This is a genomic window from Marinobacter sp. G5_S1_61_S3 (assembly GCF_054968585.1).
The window spans coordinates 233,937-249,802 of record NZ_JBQKUK010000002.1 but is presented as its reverse complement, the minus strand read 5'-3'; the positions used below and the strand labels follow the sequence as shown (position 1 = coordinate 249,802).

Annotated in this window: 16 protein-coding genes; 10 read left to right on the top strand and 6 right to left on the bottom strand. The window is 58.5% G+C overall.

What is annotated here, in order from left to right; all coding sequences use genetic code 11:
* Positions 1–22 precede the first annotated feature (22 nt).
* The 4 genes from ACTRWH_RS02650 to pilG form a co-directional block, all read right to left on the bottom strand.
* Positions 23–2,098, bottom strand: coding sequence for a methyl-accepting chemotaxis protein (locus ACTRWH_RS02650; protein WP_036211383.1), 2,076 nt, complete (start codon positions 2,096–2,098; stop codon positions 23–25).
* A 91-nt stretch (positions 2,099–2,189) separates the two neighbouring features.
* A complete protein-coding gene (locus ACTRWH_RS02645; protein ID WP_007154226.1) occupies positions 2,190–2,735 on the bottom strand; it encodes a chemotaxis protein CheW in 546 nt (181 codons plus the stop codon).
* 20 nt (positions 2,736–2,755) lie between these two features.
* Positions 2,756–3,118, bottom strand: coding sequence for a twitching motility response regulator PilH (gene pilH, locus ACTRWH_RS02640; protein ID WP_007154227.1), 363 nt, complete (start codon positions 3,116–3,118; stop codon positions 2,756–2,758).
* A gap of 32 nt (positions 3,119–3,150) precedes the next feature.
* A complete protein-coding gene (pilG, locus tag ACTRWH_RS02635; RefSeq protein WP_007154228.1) occupies positions 3,151–3,543 on the bottom strand; it encodes a twitching motility response regulator PilG in 393 nt (130 codons plus the stop codon).
* A 295-nt stretch (positions 3,544–3,838) separates the two neighbouring features.
* Here pilG and gshB point away from each other — a divergent pair, with 295 nt between their 5' ends.
* The 8 genes from gshB to ACTRWH_RS02595 all read left to right on the top strand — a co-directional run bounded on the left by gshB (position 3,839) and on the right by ACTRWH_RS02595 (position 10,788).
* Positions 3,839–4,786, top strand: coding sequence for a glutathione synthase (gene gshB / locus ACTRWH_RS02630; RefSeq protein ID WP_075194698.1), 948 nt, complete (start codon positions 3,839–3,841; stop codon positions 4,784–4,786).
* Positions 4,787–4,825: 39 nt separating this feature from the next.
* Positions 4,826–5,692: an energy transducer TonB gene (locus ACTRWH_RS02625; RefSeq protein ID WP_085678515.1), complete on the top strand. Its 867-nt coding sequence runs from the start codon at positions 4,826–4,828 to the stop codon at positions 5,690–5,692.
* The gene (locus ACTRWH_RS02620) at positions 5,689–6,255 is read left to right on the top strand and encodes a YqgE/AlgH family protein (RefSeq protein WP_036211379.1); all 567 of its coding nucleotides are present in this window, start codon (positions 5,689–5,691) and stop codon (positions 6,253–6,255) included. Before ACTRWH_RS02625 ends, ACTRWH_RS02620 begins: the two co-directional genes overlap by 4 nt.
* The gene (gene ruvX, locus ACTRWH_RS02615; RefSeq protein WP_041333003.1) at positions 6,248–6,688 is read left to right on the top strand and encodes a Holliday junction resolvase RuvX; all 441 of its coding nucleotides are present in this window, start codon (positions 6,248–6,250) and stop codon (positions 6,686–6,688) included. The genes ACTRWH_RS02620 and ruvX overlap by 8 nt, the downstream gene beginning before the upstream one ends.
* A 32-nt stretch (positions 6,689–6,720) precedes the next feature.
* Positions 6,721–7,230 (top strand): bifunctional pyr operon transcriptional regulator/uracil phosphoribosyltransferase PyrR, encoded by a 510-nt coding sequence (gene pyrR, locus ACTRWH_RS02610; protein WP_036211374.1) that lies wholly within the window; start codon positions 6,721–6,723, stop codon positions 7,228–7,230.
* A 31-nt stretch (positions 7,231–7,261) separates the two neighbouring features.
* Positions 7,262–8,275, top strand: a complete 1,014-nt coding sequence (locus ACTRWH_RS02605) for an aspartate carbamoyltransferase catalytic subunit (protein WP_075194700.1) — start codon at positions 7,262–7,264, stop codon at positions 8,273–8,275.
* Positions 8,272–9,543: a dihydroorotase gene (locus ACTRWH_RS02600; protein WP_036211368.1), complete on the top strand. Its 1,272-nt coding sequence runs from the start codon at positions 8,272–8,274 to the stop codon at positions 9,541–9,543. The genes ACTRWH_RS02605 and ACTRWH_RS02600 overlap by 4 nt, the downstream gene beginning before the upstream one ends.
* Before the next feature lie 321 nt (positions 9,544–9,864).
* Complete coding sequence (locus ACTRWH_RS02595; RefSeq protein WP_226910031.1) at positions 9,865–10,788, top strand: putative solute-binding protein; 924 nt, start codon at positions 9,865–9,867, stop codon at positions 10,786–10,788.
* A gap of 41 nt (positions 10,789–10,829) precedes the next feature.
* Here the strand turns inward: ACTRWH_RS02595 and ACTRWH_RS02590 are convergent, their stop codons facing one another.
* Positions 10,830–11,102 carry an HU family DNA-binding protein gene (locus tag ACTRWH_RS02590; protein ID WP_036211361.1) on the bottom strand — a complete coding sequence of 91 codons (273 nt, stop codon included), beginning with the start codon at positions 11,100–11,102 and terminating at the stop codon, positions 10,830–10,832.
* Positions 11,103–11,392: 290 nt separating this feature from the next.
* Between ACTRWH_RS02590 and ACTRWH_RS02585 the strand changes: the two genes are divergently transcribed.
* Both ACTRWH_RS02585 and ACTRWH_RS02580 read left to right on the top strand, forming a co-directional pair.
* Positions 11,393–12,457, top strand: coding sequence for a hypothetical protein (locus ACTRWH_RS02585; RefSeq protein WP_075194702.1), 1,065 nt, complete (start codon positions 11,393–11,395; stop codon positions 12,455–12,457).
* A 25-nt stretch (positions 12,458–12,482) separates the two neighbouring features.
* The gene (locus ACTRWH_RS02580) at positions 12,483–14,543 is read left to right on the top strand and encodes a TRAP transporter large permease subunit (protein WP_462825843.1); all 2,061 of its coding nucleotides are present in this window, start codon (positions 12,483–12,485) and stop codon (positions 14,541–14,543) included.
* Between the two features lie 10 nt (positions 14,544–14,553).
* Here the strand turns inward: ACTRWH_RS02580 and ACTRWH_RS02575 are convergent, their stop codons facing one another.
* Positions 14,554–15,513: an AraC family transcriptional regulator gene (locus ACTRWH_RS02575; RefSeq protein WP_036211352.1), complete on the bottom strand. Its 960-nt coding sequence runs from the start codon at positions 15,511–15,513 to the stop codon at positions 14,554–14,556.
* Positions 15,514–15,866: the final 353 nt, after the last annotated feature.

Sequence of the window (15,866 nt, the reverse complement as noted above, 5' to 3'; positions counted from 1 at the left end):
GTCAGCAGCCTCGGAGCGGTTGTCAGCTCACCACCGGTACGTCGCTGTCTTCCTCTTCTTCCTGATCGGCCGACTCTTCTTCGGGCAGTGTGAAGCCCGCAACAGAGGACCGCAGTTCAGACGCCATTTCTGCCAGGTTACCGATAGACTTCGCGGTCGCGTTGGTACCGGAGGACGTCTGCGAGGTGATTTCCTGGATGACGTTCATGGTGTTGGAAATGTGCGCCGCAGAGGACGACTGCTGACGGGCGGCGTTGGAAATGTTCTGGATCAATTCCGCCAGGGACATGGATACGTTCTCGATTTCCTCGAGCGCAATACCCGCGTCCTGTGCCAGACGTGCACCACGGACCACCTCGGCGGTGGTGTGTTCCATGGAGATAACGGCTTCGTTGGTGTCTGACTGGATCGTCTTAACCAGTGCCTCAATCTGCTTGGTTGCTGCAGAGGAACGTTCCGCCAGTCGCTGAACTTCGTCCGCAACCACCGCGAAGCCTCGGCCTGCGTCACCGGCCATGGAGGCCTGGATCGCGGCGTTCAGGGACAGGATGTTGGTTTGGTCGGCGATGTCGTTGATCAGGGATACGATGTCACCGATTTCCTGGGAAGATTCACCCAGACGCTTGATCCGTTTGGAGGTTTCCTGGATCTGCTCACGGATGTTGTCCATGCCGCGGATGGTGTTCTGTACCACTTCCGCGCCTTTCTTCGCGATCGCAACCGACCGTTCCGCAACCGCGGAGGATTCAGCCGCGTTGGAAGATACCTGGTCGATGGACACGGCCATCTCGTTCACAGCGGCAGAGGCGCCGGCAATTTCTTGGGCCTGGTGCTCGGAAGCATCCGCCAGGTGCATTGCTGTGGCCTGGGTTTCCTGGGCGGCTGACGCTACCCGTACCGCAGTACCACGGATCGCCTGTACCAGTCCACGCATCTGGTCGATCGCGTAGTTGATGGAGTCGGCGATGGCGCCGGTAAAGTCCTCGGTAACCGTGGCCTCCGTGGTCAAGTCACCGTCCGCCAGGTCAGCCAGTTCGTCCAGCAGTCGCAGGATCGCGTTCTGGTTCTGCTCGTTCTGTTCCTGGGTCGTTGCCAGACGCTCCTGGGCTTCGCGGTAGAGCACCACACCGATCATCACAACGATACCGACCATCGCGGCCAGGATGATGAATGCCAGCGTGGGGCTGACGAAACGGGATCCGGCCTGGCCGGTGAATTTCTCGGACAGAACCGACAGTTCGTCCAGCAGAACCTGTGAGTTCTGGAAGATGTCGCTGGCCGCAGTACGCACCTTGAAGAGGTCGGGAGAGGCTTCAAGGATGGCGTCTACGTTCTGGGAAACGAATTCAAACAGTTCGCCAACGGCTTCCAGGCCGTAGATGGCATCTTCATCGTTTACCTGGGAGATGCCCATGGCCGGGTTGCCATTGACCTGGCCGTCTAGAACCCGGCCAAACAGGCTGGCGTCGCGGCCAAACCGGTCAGCGGCGATAACCGCGTCTTCGTCACCGGAAAGTACGTTGTTAACCGAGCGCACAATCCGTTCCGCCAGCAGGGACTGGCGCTGTGCCAGTGCGATCTGTTCAGCGGGTGCGTTGTTATCCAGCAGGATCTGAACGATGTCGTCGTATTCCACCTGCAACTGCGGAATGGTTTCGTTCAGGGTCCGTGCCACTTCGTGGAGGCCGAGTACCGCGTCCTGGGTGGACAGGATGCTGTCGGCGTTGTCACGAACCGATTCCCAGGTCGCCTGCACGTTGCTGTCCTGTGCAACCTCGCTTGGGGGCAGGCCGGTTTCCGGATTACCGTCAACTACATAGCCCCACAACCGTTCGAACTCGTCACGGGAACGTCGCAGTGCGTCGAAAGCTGACGCGGTACCACCGGCGGCTTCCGTCGCGTTTTTCGCGATTTCCTGAGACAGCACCCTCAGTTCGGCTGAGTGAGCGATGTATTCCTGATCGTTCTGGCTGTCCCGATTGATAATGAACAGCACCGCAACGAGCAGGACGGTCAATGCGATCAGCGCGGCAATCAGGCCGGCAACCAGTTTGTTGCCTCCCTGTCCCATACTGAGTCTTCCGGCTCTATTTTTCATTTTCTGGCTCCCGGCCTCTTCGTAATAGTGGCAAGTTTGTTTCTGCGGGCGTTGGGCAGGCGGGAAGATGTTCCTGCCAATGTCACCACCCTTACCATTGCGCTACATCCAGGAAGCGTTCGTCACCGAGAAGCTCGGCGGCGGAAAACACTTTCCAGACTTCCTCGTTACGCTCGTAGCCGCCATTCACAAACGGCTGAACGCTTGCAGGCACATCCTGTGGCGATGCCACGAAGCTGTCCACTGCGAAATACTGCATGCCTGAGACGCTGTCGACCACCAGGCCACTGAATACGTCCCCCTGTTCGACAACCAGCACCCTGCGTTCGCGGGTGCTGCGAGAAGAACGGGGAACTTCAAAAAAGCCGGCAAGGTCGACCAGTGGCAGGAGGCGGCCACGCACGTTGGCAGCGCCCATCATAAACGGATGAACCCCCGGTATGTGGGTATAGCGGGGGACATGGAGAATTTCAGTGACTTCACCCATGGGCGCTACGTAACGCTCACCCGCCAGAACAAATCCGATTCCGTTCCAGAGTTCAACGGCTTCCTGTTGTTCCGGCAGACCGGCAGCCATGGCACGGCTGCGTCGGGCGATATCCGTCAGAACGGCAAAAGGGGCGGCCTGGGCGGACATGCTTACTCCACGGTTGGGGATCAGGCAATCAGGCTATTGATTGTTTTGATCAGGTCGTCTTCAACGACAGGTTTGACGAGGTAACCCTTTGCACCCTGGCGTGTTCCCCATACGCGGTCTGTTTCCTGATCCTTGGTGGTGACAATCACCACCGGAATGGAAGCGGTTTCCGGGGCGCGGGTCAATTGACGAGTTGCCTGGAAGCCGTTCAGGCCGGGCATGACGACGTCCATCAGGACCAGATCTGGTGTTTCAGCGCGTGCCTTGGCAACGCCGTCGGCGCCGTTGTCAGCGGTCAGCACTTCGTGCTTGTGCTTTTCCAGAATGGTCGAGATTTTCTTAACCTCGGTCGGGGAATCATCAACAATCAGAATGCGGGCCATGGTGTCCTCAATAGTTCTTTGCTGCAGCAGTTTTATTGTTCCGCCTGGGGAACATACTGGCGAATCGTGTTTAGAAGCTCGTCCTTGCTGAACGGTTTGGTCAGATACTGGTCTGAACCGACAATCCGGCCTTTGGCCTTGTCGAACAGTCCGTCTTTACTGGAGAGCATGATGACCGGCGTCTTTTTGAAAGAGGAGTTGTTCTTGATCAGTGCGCAGGTCTGGTAGCCGTCCAACCGGGGCATCATGATATCGACGAAAATGATATTGGGTTGGGAATCGGCGATTTTCGCCAGAGCGTCAAAGCCATCCGTTGCGGTAATGACTTCGCAACCGACTTTCTTAAGAAGGGTTTCGGCGGTGCGACGAATGGTCTTGCTGTCGTCGATCACCATAATCTTCAGATTCTCGAAGTTGTCATCCATTGTCCAACTGCCTTGCGCTCAGCGACTGTCGTTATTTTCAACCGGGGTTTTTAACACAAACATTAACGATGTTCTATAAATCCCGCTCATTTATAGAGTATTGGCGGCCGGATAAAAAGTATAACTTTGTGACCAAATGTACTTCTGCCCGGAAAGTCACGTAATTGATACGGGATTTCTCCGGATGCATTCGCGGCTCGGGTACAATACCATCTGTGTCCACAGCATAGCACTTATTCCCAGGATCGCTCTGCAGACCGGTTCGTGTTTTCAACCTTTTACCTGGCGAGGCAATATGACAGTCCGACTCGGCATCGTGATGGACCCCATCGAAAAGATCCATTTCAAGAAAGACAGCTCTCTGGCCATGTTGCTGGCGGCGCAGAAGCGGGGCTGGGAAATCGAGTACATGGAGCTACCGGACCTGTACCTCAAGGGCGGACAGGCGAGGGCGCGAACCCGTGACCTGACCGTACACCTGGACCCACAAGACTGGTTCGGTTTTGGTGGCGCCCAGGACCGGGCGCTTGGTGATCTTGACGTCATCCTGATGCGTCAGGACCCACCGGTGGACCGGGAGTTCCTGATGGCCACGTTCATTCTGGAAATTGCCGAGCAGCAGGGCGCCCTGGTGGTCAATCCGGCTTCCACGCTGCGGGATTGTAACGAAAAGCTGTTCGCCGCCCAGTTTGAGGACTGCACGCCGCCGTTGATCGTTACCCGCTCGGCTGAGCGACTCAAGGAATTCTACGCCGAGCATGGTGATGTCATCATGAAACCGGTGGACGGTATGGGCGGGCGCTCCATCTTCCGGGTCAAGGAAAACGACGACAACCTTGGGGTGATTATTGAAACCCTGACCAACTATGGCGCCCACCAGGCCATGGCGCAGAAATACATACCCGAGATCAAGCAGGGCGATAAACGCATCCTGCTGATCGACGGCGAGCCGATTCCCTACGCGCTTGCGCGTATCCCCTCTCAGGGTGAAAATCGTGGAAACCTGGCCGCTGGCGGGCGAGGAGAGGGTCGTGAACTCACGGTACGCGATCGGGAGATCTGTGACCGTGTGGCGCCAGTGCTCAAGGAAAAAGGGCTCATTTTTGTCGGCATCGACGTCATCGGTGACTACCTCACTGAAATCAATGTCACCAGTCCCACCTGTATTCGGGAACTGGATGCCGCCTACGACATCGATATTTCCAGCCAGTTGCTGGATGCCATCGAGCGCCGTCTGAAATAATGACCTCCAGCCAGGTCTAACCGAGGGTAAATAGCAGGAATGGCAGTACAGGTCAGCGATTTTGATCGGTTTTCGTTCACGCTCTTCATGGCGCTGGCGCTCCACGCCATCGTGGTGCTGGGTATTACCTTTGCGCCCGAGTCTCCGCGCTCCTCGGCTCAGACCATGGAAATCACACTTTCCCAGTTTGACGACGAAACCGATCCGGAGGAGGCTGATTTCCTGGCCCAGACCAGCCAGAAAGGCAGTGGTACCGAGGATGAGCCGGTGGAGATGACCACGCCGCAGCCTTCCGACGTCAGCCAGCCGGAGGTCGCTGAGGTTCAGCCGGAACCTCCGTCTCGTGTTGAGCCCAGGCAAGAACAGGAACAGCCGGTGGTGCAGACACAGGCTCAGAATGAACGCCAGGTATCAGAGCCCTCGGCAGCGGAACCAACATCGGAAGAGCCGCTACCGGTGAAGGAAAAGAAAAGCCTGATGGAGCGCAGCCTGGAAATTGCCAGTCTGGAGGCGCGGTTTGATCAGCAGCGCAGGGCCTACGCCAAGAAACCCCGGGTCATGAGGGTTACCGCGGCCTCGACGTTGAAATCGACCAATGCCTGGTACGTTCAGAACTGGGTCAGCAAGGTAACCCGTGTCGGCAATATCAACTATCCTACCGAGGCCAGGCGAGCCGGAATCTATGGCACTCTGCGGATGCTGGTTTCCATGAGGGAGGATGGCACAATAAAGGAACTGGCTATACTCGAATCATCCGGCAGTAGTGTGCTTGATGATGCGGCAATACGCATCGTGAGAATGGCAGCACCTTTCGCGCCTTTCCCGGATGAGATGCGCGAGAATGTCGATGAACTGGAAATTATCCGCACCTGGGTATTCGAACGGCGGGGGCTGACATCGGGATGACAGCATCAAAACACTCTCCACACAGTCTGCGGCACCAGTTTCTGGTGGCGTCTCCTTATTTGCAGGACCCACGTTTCCACGGTGCAGTGATCTATCTGTGCGAGCATTCGGATGAAGGCGCCCTGGGGCTGACGGTGAACCACCCTCTGGACATCCACCTGGGGGAAATTCTGGAGCAGCTGGACATGGAGGGTGGCGAGCTCGACGTGCCAGTATACGGAGGCGGCCCGGTTCAGCCCGAGCGCGGGTTTGTGCTGCATTCCCCGGACGCAGGCTGGCAGAACACTGCGCAGGTGGCTGACGACGTCTTGCTGACCACCTCCCGTGACGTGCTGTCTGACATTGGTGCAGGCAGGGGGCCGAAGAATTACCTGGTGTGCCTGGGCTATGCCGGCTGGAGTGAGGGACAGCTGGAAGAAGAGCTCTCCAGCAACGCCTGGCTGACCTGCCCCGCCACCGCCGATATCCTGTTCAGGACACCCTGGGAAGACCGGTATCAGGCCGTGCTCAAGCTTATTGGCATTGATCTCAACCAGCTCAGTGAGTTTGTGGGCCATGCCTGAGGCTGGCAACCGGCGTGTAATGGCGTTTGATTTCGGTACCCGCCGGATTGGTGTGGCCAGTGGTCAGGAAATTCTGGGGACTGGCAAGCCTCTGACCATGCTGCCGGCCCGTGATGGGGTTCCCGACTGGGAACAGATTGGTCGGCTGTTGAAAGAATGGCAGCCGGACCGGGTGCTGGTCGGCCTGCCCCTGAACATGGATGACACTGAAAATGACATGTGTGCACGGGCGCGGAAATTTGGCAAACGCCTGCATGGTCGCTTTCACGTCGAGGTTGAGATGGTGGACGAACGTCTCACCAGTTTTGAGGCCAAGGGCGATGTAATGGCGTCCGGTGGCAGCCGTGATTTCGGTCGCGATGGCGTCGATGACCGCGCCGCCGTTCTGATTCTGGAAACCTGGTTTCACCAGCAGGAGTCTCGTTCGTCCTGACCGGGCCCGGGCTGCTGACTATGGGGATTTAAATGACTGCATTGCTTGAAATCGACCGGCTGCTGGATGACCTGGAAGCTGGCCTGCGCAAGAAACTGGAAGAGCGGGGCGTAACCTCCCCGGCGCTCATTGGAATTCGTACCGGTGGTGTCTGGCTGGCGGATGTCATGAGTAAACGCCTGGGTCTCCAGGAACCCTGGGGGGAACTGGATATTTCCTTCTACCGTGACGACTTCAGCCGCATAGGGCTGAACCCGAAAGTGAAGCCCTCCAGCCTGCCGTTCAGCACCGAAGACCGAGACATTATCCTGATCGATGACGTGATCATGAGCGGCCGTACCATTCGCGCGGCCATGAATGAAATCTTCGATTATGGCCGGCCGGCGAGTATCATCCTCGCCACGTTGGTGGATCTGGGCGCTCGGGAGCTGCCCGTTCAGCCAGATGTAACCGGACGGGTGCTTGCCCTGCAGTCGCATCAGCGTGTCAAACTGCGCGGGCCGGACCCACTGCACATAGAACTCCAGGAAACAGGCCACTAATCAGCGAACGCATAACATCAACAGGCGACCCATGACGGCAACCGATCCCTCACAAACCTCCCTGCAGCTGACCGCGGACGGCCAGTTACGCCATTTCCTGACCCTCGACGGTCTGAACCGCGCGCTGCTGACGGAAATCCTGGATACCGCGGATTCGTTTATCGAAGTGGGGGAGCGCAGCATCAAGAAGGTGCCACTGCTGCGGGGTCGCACCGTGGTCAACCTGTTCTTCGAATCCAGTACCCGCACCCGCAGCACCTTCGAACTGGCTGCCAAACGGCTGTCCGCCGACGTGCTCAATCTGGACATCAACACGTCCGCAACGTCCAAGGGCGAATCCTTGTCGGACACACTGCTGAACCTGGAAGCCATGGCCAGCGATATGTTCGTGGTGCGCCATTCCCAGAGTGGTGCCCCCCATTTTATCGCCGAGAGCGTTACCCCTGGAGTTGCCATTATTAATGCCGGCGACGGCCGCCACGCCCATCCAACCCAGGCCATGCTGGACATGCTCACCATTCGCCAGCACAAGGGCGGATTTGAAGGCCTGAAAGTGGCGATTGTCGGTGATGTGCTGCACTCGAGGGTGGCCCGTTCCCAGATTCGTGCCCTGAATGAACTGGGCGCCGCTGAAGTGCGCGTTATTGCGCCCGCCACCCTGCTACCAAGGGACGTTGAGAGCCTGGGGTGCACTGTGGAATATGACATGACCCGGGGTATGAAGGATCTGGACGTGGTGATCATGCTGCGCCTTCAGAAAGAGCGCATGGAGGGTGCACTGCTGCCCAGCGAACGCGAGTTTTACCGGCTCTACGGCCTGAATCAGGAGAAGTTGGCGCTGGCCCATCCTGAATGCATCGTCATGCACCCGGGGCCGATCAACCGGGGTGTGGAAATCGAGTCCGCAGTCGCCGACGGGCCACAATCCGTGATCCTCAATCAGGTCACTAACGGTATCGCCATTCGTATGGCGGTGATGTCCATGGCCATGGGAGGTCAGATGGCCGAGCGCAGTCGCAAACTGGCGGGGAGGGCCCGGGGATGAGCAGCCTTAAGATTATCGGTGGCCGCCTAGCCGACACCAACGCTGAAACCACCGTTCTGGTCCGTGACGGGCGAATCGCCGCCCTGGGTGAAGCGGCCGAAAAGGAACCCGCCGACCACGATTTCGACGCCACAGGCTGCCTCCTGACACCCGGATTTGTGGATCTGTGCTGCAACCTGCGTGAGCCGGGCAACGGCCAGAAAGGCAATATTGCCTCGGAAAGCCTCGCCGCCGCTCATGGCGGCTTCACAACCCTGTGTGCCTCACCGGACACCTCGCCGGTCAATGACTCCGGCGCGGTGACCAACCTGATCCTGGACGTGGCCGCGAAGCGCTCTTCGGTGCGGGTATTGCCGGTTGGCGCAATAACCCGTGGCCTGGAAGGCGAACTGCTCAGTGACATGGCCGGCCTGGCCGGTGCTGGCTGTATCGCACTGGGCAATGGAGCCCGCCCGGTGAAAAATGCCAGAGTGTTGCGCCGTTGTATGGCCTATGCCCGGACATTTGGCCTGACGGTGATGTTCAGCCCCGAGAACCAGGCGCTGGCAGCGGACGGCTACGCCCACGACGGCCTGGTGGCTTCGCGGTTGGGCCTGCTGGGTATCCCGGAGGTGGCGGAAACCGCCGCGATCATGGAAATGCTGTTGTTGGCGGAGGAAACCGGGGTTCGACTGCACCTTGGCCAGCTTTCCTGTGCCCGCAGCGTGGAAATGCTGGCCGATGCCCGCAAACGTGGCATTGCAGTGACCGCCGATGTGGCCATGCACCAGTTGATGTTCACCGAGGACGCCCTGTCAGGATTCGACAGCCGCTATCACGTGCGACCGCCACTGCGCTCTGAAAAAGACCGCCAGGCGTTGCTCGGCGGTGTGCGGGATGGCGTGATCGACGCCATCACCAGCCAGCACCAGCCCCACGATTCCGCTGCCAAACAGGCGCCTTTGGCGGCGACGGAACCGGGCCTGTCCACCATCGAAAGCACGCTGTCTATGGGGTTGTTGCTGGTCGAACGTGGCGAGCTGGACATGGCTAGCCTGATCCGCTCGCTGACTGGTGGCCCGGCTGAAGTGATTGGCCGTTCTGCCGAGCTCCGGCAGGGTGCGGTTGCAGACCTTTGTGTGTTTGACCCCGATGCCACCTGGGTTCCCAACGACAGCAGCCTCAGCTCTGTTGGGCGTCATGTGCCGCTGCCAGGAAAGGCCCTCCCGGGCGTTGTTCGCCTGACTCTGTGCGATGGGCGGCAGGCGTGGTCTCAATCTGACCTGTAGCTCCCGCCTTCATATCGCTTCATGTTGGCAAAGTGTGGCAGAGGTTGCGTAACCTCTGTCGAGCCCGTCACAGTTCCTTACCTTTTTGCCCCAGAGCCCTTGAAGACAGGCACCTGTGCCAACGTATTCTTACCATCGCCGGCATAGTCTCGGCGAAGGAATGCGGTGACCTGTGCACATGTGGATGTGCCGTCGCCCAACAATAATAATTCAGGAGTCATCCCCGTGAAATCAGTCAACCTCCCGCGAAAGGCCACTGCGGTGGCAGCCCTGTGTGCCACTCTTGCGTTGTCGCCGTTCGTCCAGGCGGAATCAGACATCATGGAGCGAAGCTTCTGTGTGTTTGATCCGGTCGGTGCCAACGGTCCCCTGTTTGCCATTACCAAAACCTTCCAGCCGGTAGCCCTTAAGGAAGGTATCAAGCTGGACCTGCGTGCTTATACCGACGAGAAAGTCGCGGCCGAGGACTTCAAGGCCGGGCAGTGCGATGCGGTTTTGCTCACCGGTACCCGTGCCCGCGAATTCAACAAGTTTACCGGTACCCTGGAAGCCATGGGCGCTGTGCCCGGTGAAGAGGAAATGCGGCTGCTGTACAACACCCTCAGCCAGGAAAAGGCACGCCCGTTCCTGATTGACGGTGACTACGAAGTGGCTGGCGTATTCCCCGGTGGCGCGGTGTATCTCCACACCCGGGATCGGGCCATTGATTCAGTGGAAAAACTTCAGGGCAAGCGCATTGCCACGCTGGATTTCGATACCGCGTCCGTGCGCATGGTGCGCCACGTAGGGGCATCTGTAGTGGGCTCCAACTCCGCCAACTTTGCTGGCAAATTCAACAACGGCAGTGTTGACCTGGCCTACGCTCCGGCGGTTGCTTATTCGCCCCTGGAACTCTACAAGGGCGTGAACCCGAACGGTGGCGTATTCAAGTACGCCCTGGCCTATATGAACTTCCAGGTGATCATCCACCGCGACCGCTTCCCGGACGACGCCGGCCAGATGGTGCGTGACCAGGCCATCAAGCGTATTGACGAGGCCTATGAAATCATTGCCGAAGCCGAAGCCGGTATCCCCGACGACATCTGGATGCATCCGCCACAGGAAGACGTTGCCGAATACGACAAGATGCTGCGCAAGGTGCGGTTGTCGTTGCTGGAAGATGGTGTCTACGACGAGCGTGCGATCAGTCTGATGAAGGCGATTCGCTGCCGGGTGGACGGTGCCCGTTCCGAGTGCGCCTCCTGAGCCGACAATGAAAGGGGCCCGGGCGGGCCCCGGTTATCGCTTTAACGGATGGAGTCTTTCAGTGCCTTACCTGCCTTGAAGCCGACAGTTTTGCTGGCGGGTATCTTGATGGTTGCACCCGTTTGAGGGTTACGGCCATCCCGAGCCTCACGGCTGCGGATGTTGAAGGTGCCGAAGCCAATCAGAGTGGTGTCTTCGCCACGGGCCGCGGCGGCGGAAATCTGGTCAGTAACAGCGGTAATGACTTCGCTGGCTTTGTCCCGGGACAGTCCGGTTTTATCCGCAACGGCGGCGGCAAGTTCAGGTTTGCGCATCAGGTACTCCTTTTTGTCGTTTTTGGTCACTGGCCGACGGATGCGACGCCGTCGGCTGATCAAAGCTATAGCGGTTTGCGGGCCAATGTGCAAACCGGCAATTGAAATGCATTTGAAGCGCCGTTTCCATTTGCGGGATGTGTCTCATAAAAACAGGGAGTTGTCGGCGATAATGCCGATTCGGTTACAAACCGTAACAGATTGTGAGTGCGGCCCTGGCCTGGTGACACTCCGGTTCTGAACCAACGCTCCGAACAACAAAAACGCAGAAGAGTAGAAGGTACAACGTTATGACGAGTATTCAGAAACCTGTCAGTCAGGCTCATCGGGGCAATACACGTTTCCGTAGTGCAATGGCCGCTGTGCTTGCCAGTGTGGTTTTGAGTGGTTGTGGTGTCGTCAACAACATGATCTATAAAACCACCGGCGACGTGATGCAGGGCTTTTCCCGCAATCACACCGTGCCCTATCTACTGGAAAGTGACGACCTCGCCATGGGGTGCGCCATGAGTGAGGCCACCGCGCCCCTGCTGATGTCTTTTGGCCGGGTTACCAGTGAACCTGACCAACTGGCGGTGATGCTGTACCTCTCGGCTGGCGGGTGTGCAGAGGAGCAGGCACGGGAACACGAACTGGATGGTCTGGCCGCCCTGCGTGCGATGGACGCGGAAGAAGCGGAAGACGCCATGATTCGCCAGAAGCGCGCGCTTTCCCTGGCCGCCAAACGCTATCACCGGGGCTGGAAGCACCATAACGCCTTCTATGGCAAACCCGATGCAGGTGAGTGCCCTGATTTCGATGACGACCTGGGCGAGTTCATCTACATGGCGGGCTTGTTGTCGGGCTTGCAGGCCCTGAACGCTGAAATTCAGTCCACCTCGTCCATTGGCGTCCCCAAGAACATCGGCTCCACGGTTTCTCGCGCGACCCGTTGTCTGGAAAACGACAAATGGTGGGGGGCTCCCATGGCACTGCGTGCGACGGTCTGGGCAATGATTCCTGGCGCACTGCCAGAGGGCGAGGATCCTTTTGAGCGGCTGGAAATTGCCGACGCGCAGGGCGAGGAAGCCGGTGTCAGGATCAGCCACGTGTTCCACGCCATCGCGGCCCAGAACAAAGGTGACGAAGAACGCCTTCGCGATGTGATCCGTAGCCACGCTCAGGCCATCGAGGAAACACCAGCGAACGAGGAGTGGGTCTTTGTCGATGCGATGGCCACGGACATGATTGTGGCGATCTCCGATCGGCTGTGGATGGAAAATACCGGGCACCGGACGCCCATGGGGCAACTGGGTACCTTCTGGGACGACGAGAAGGAAGCGGTCGAAACCATGGATCTGGACGATCTGCTGTAAATCAATGTTCCCAGAGTGAGCTGTTATGTCCCAGGGTGGTTTTCGACGTAATGGGTTGGAGTGGTTGTCCTCTCTGCCGGCTTGTCTGCTTTTGCTGTCGGTGGTGCTGTTCTCCACCAGTAGCGACATCCACAATCAGATGCTGCGTGGCGGCGAGCAATTGTGGAGCGGCTACTACAAGCTGAGAGTCGACCCGGTACAACCCACCTGTGACCCGAACGTGGACATCGACGCCGCCGTTCAGGAAGAGTTGGCGAAAGAGGGCTCCGACAATCCCATGGCGGCCCTGCTGGGAGAGTCGGAAAAGGACCCGAATGAAGTTCGCCTGGCCATTGAACGTTCGGTGGCGGATTGCCGCCAGAGCTACCAGAGTTACGAGAACCTCAAAGACAAGCTTACTCCCGGCGTAAAAGCCTACCGGGCAGTGGAGCTGTTTGTGGCCGACCTGATTGCCTTCGGCCTGGAGTCCCAGCGCTACATACTGGTGATCCTGGTAATGCTGTGCGCGGTGACCGCCACCCTGACTCGCCACCACATTGCCATGCGGGCCATGGAGACCCGCCTGGACTACATGGTTTCCCACACGCTGCAGACCGTCGCCAATGCCATGCTCCTGGGGTCCAGCGTGATCTTCCGCCAGTCCAGTTTTGGCGCCGACACCACCATGTCGTCCGATGAGCTGTTGCTCCATAACCTGTGGATTACCGGTTTTGCCGCATTGACGCTCACCAGCCTGTATCGGCTCGTCAGGGTGCCGGATGACCTGAGGGAAGGCGGTGATCTGAACAAAGCCTTCCTGGCGGTGCCTCTCTATACCGTCATGTGCCTTATCTCGGGGACTTACTTTGCGCTGATTGGTCACGCCTCCGGTATCGGTATCTATCTGGGCAAAATGATGGAGCTCTCCGACATGTTCCTGAACGTCGGGCTGTACGTGTGGGTAGGCATGATGCTGAAGCAGACGCGCCTGGCCACCCTGGTGTTCAATGTCTTCCGGCCCTGGCGCATGCCACCTGAAATGCTTGCTGTTGTAGCGGTGCTGGTGGCTGCGGTGCCCACTGCCTACACTGGCGCGTCCGGGATCTTTGTCATTGCGGCCGGCGCGGTTATTTACAGCGAACTACGCGCTGCCGGCGCCCGCCGTCATCTGGCCCTGGCGGCAACCGCCATGTCCGGGTCCATGGGCGTGGTCCTGAGGCCCTGTCTGCTGGTGGTGGTCATTGCCTACCTGAACCGGGAAGTCACCACCGACGAGTTGTTTGGTTGGGGTATATGGGTGTTCGTGCTCACCGCGACCATGTTCACGGTGGTGGCCCTCACGGTGAACCGTCAGAGCAAGTTCAATCTGGCTCCGGCCTCCACGGCCTTTCCACCCATGATGTCAGCGTTGAAGCATCTGATCCCTTATGCGCTGGTCATCGCTGCGGTGGTACTGCTGTACCGTTTTGCACTGGATGTGCAGATGGATGAATTCTCTGCCCCTCGGCTGTTACCGGTGATCATGCTGGCCATCCTGCTGTACGAACATGTCAGCCTGAAAAACGGCAAAGGCCGGGCCAGTGGCGAGATCAATCACCAGGGCCTGGAACGCAGCTTGCGCTCGGCCACCAACGACACCACGGCGGAAATCGGCGCGCTGTTGCTGCTGCTGGGTCTGTCGGTCAGTATCGGCGGGGTGATCGAACGCTCCCATATTATGGGAACCTTCCCCCAGGCATTCGACAGTGCCTGGTCTGCCATGCTGCTGATGGTGCTGATCCTGGTGGTGTTGGGCATGATCATGGACGCCTTCGGCGCCGTTATCCTGGTGACCGCCACCGTGGCCACCATCGCCTACAGCAGTGGCATACACCCGATTCACTTCTGGATGGTGACCCTGGTCGCCTTCGAGCTGGGTTACCTGAGCCCGCCGGTGGCGCTAAACCACCTGTTGACGAGGCAGGTTGTCGGGGAAGCGGAAGTGCTGGCAGCACAGCAGGAAGAGGGCACCTTCTACCAGCGCCACGAGCGTATCATCATGCCACTGATTGCCATGGGCATTTCACTGGTACTGGTAGCGTTTGTGCCACTGCTGTTCTACGCCTGAGTGTGAGGGGTCAAACTGGCTCTGCGGTCCGGTGTTCGCCACGCAGAAGCGTAACGTCGGCCCTGGGCGGTGCACCGAACAGGCGGCTGTACTCGCGGCTGAAATGCGAAGGGCTTTCGTAACCCACCCGATAGCTGGCGGTGGCAGCCTCAAGCCCCTCGGTCAGCATCAGGCGCCGGGCCTCATGCAGACGCAGCTTCTTCTGGAACTGCAGTGGCGACATCCGGGTCACCTGCTTGAAACTATGGTACAGGGTGGATTCGCTCATATTGGCCGCTTCCGCCAGTTCACTGATTCGTAGCGGTTCGGCGTAATGATCCTTCAACGTCGAGATAACCGTGGAAATGCGGTGTGCCTGGGAATCAGCGGCCGCAAACTTACGCATCCGTGACCCCATCTCGCCAATCAGAGCGCGATAAATGATTTCCCGCCGAGCCAGGGGTGCCAGAATAGGAATATCACCGGGCGAATCCAGCAGGCTGAGCAGCCGGTAGAGCGCGCTCTGCATCCGTTCATCCATCGACGACATACACAGGCCGCATTGCACCTCCGGGCAGGATTCGGTCGGGTGCAGCGGGGGTGCCTTGTCACCCAGTTCGAGCACTAGCTCCGCCACTTCCTGAGGGTCTACCTTGAGCTTTACCGCCAGATAGGGGTGTTCCTCCGAGGCATCAACAATTCGCCCCAGTACAGGCAGGTGGACTGAACTGGCCAGATAGGACAGGGGCTGGTAGGTGATCTCGCGGTCACCCAATTGGATGGTCTTGGTGCCCTGAATCACGAAACACAATGAAGGTTCATAGACACTGGAACCGCAGCTGGACGGTTCGTTGCAGCGTATCAATTCCAAGCCATCAATGGCTGAACCCTGAATGCCCTGGTGTGTCGTCCATTGACTGGCGACACGGGCGAGCTGTTGCTGCAGATTGAGCGTGAGATTTCCGGAAATCTCAGGAACGTTGGCAGTCATCGGTGGGTCTCCCTTTGGCGGCAGTATAATCCTTCATAACCTGAACTGTACGGGTTCTCAGGCAATTTCTGCAGGATCAGGCAATGACCACGCAGAAATTGGCAACCCGGCCTCTCCGGCATAAACCATGCCGGCAGAATCGGGCAAGCTTCCCGCAGTAACCCGATACCGCTTTATGCCTTCCACTGGATATTGTTGTGCTCCCGTTGGGTAAACATTACCCGATCCGATTAACCGGCGCTATGTCACCCATAGCCAGCATCTCGATTCAAGGTTATTGACCTCAAGTTAACTTGAGGAAATAAGCTTCGTGTCGAATTCGTTTTACCCCAAGCGACTTAACAAGCGATCCA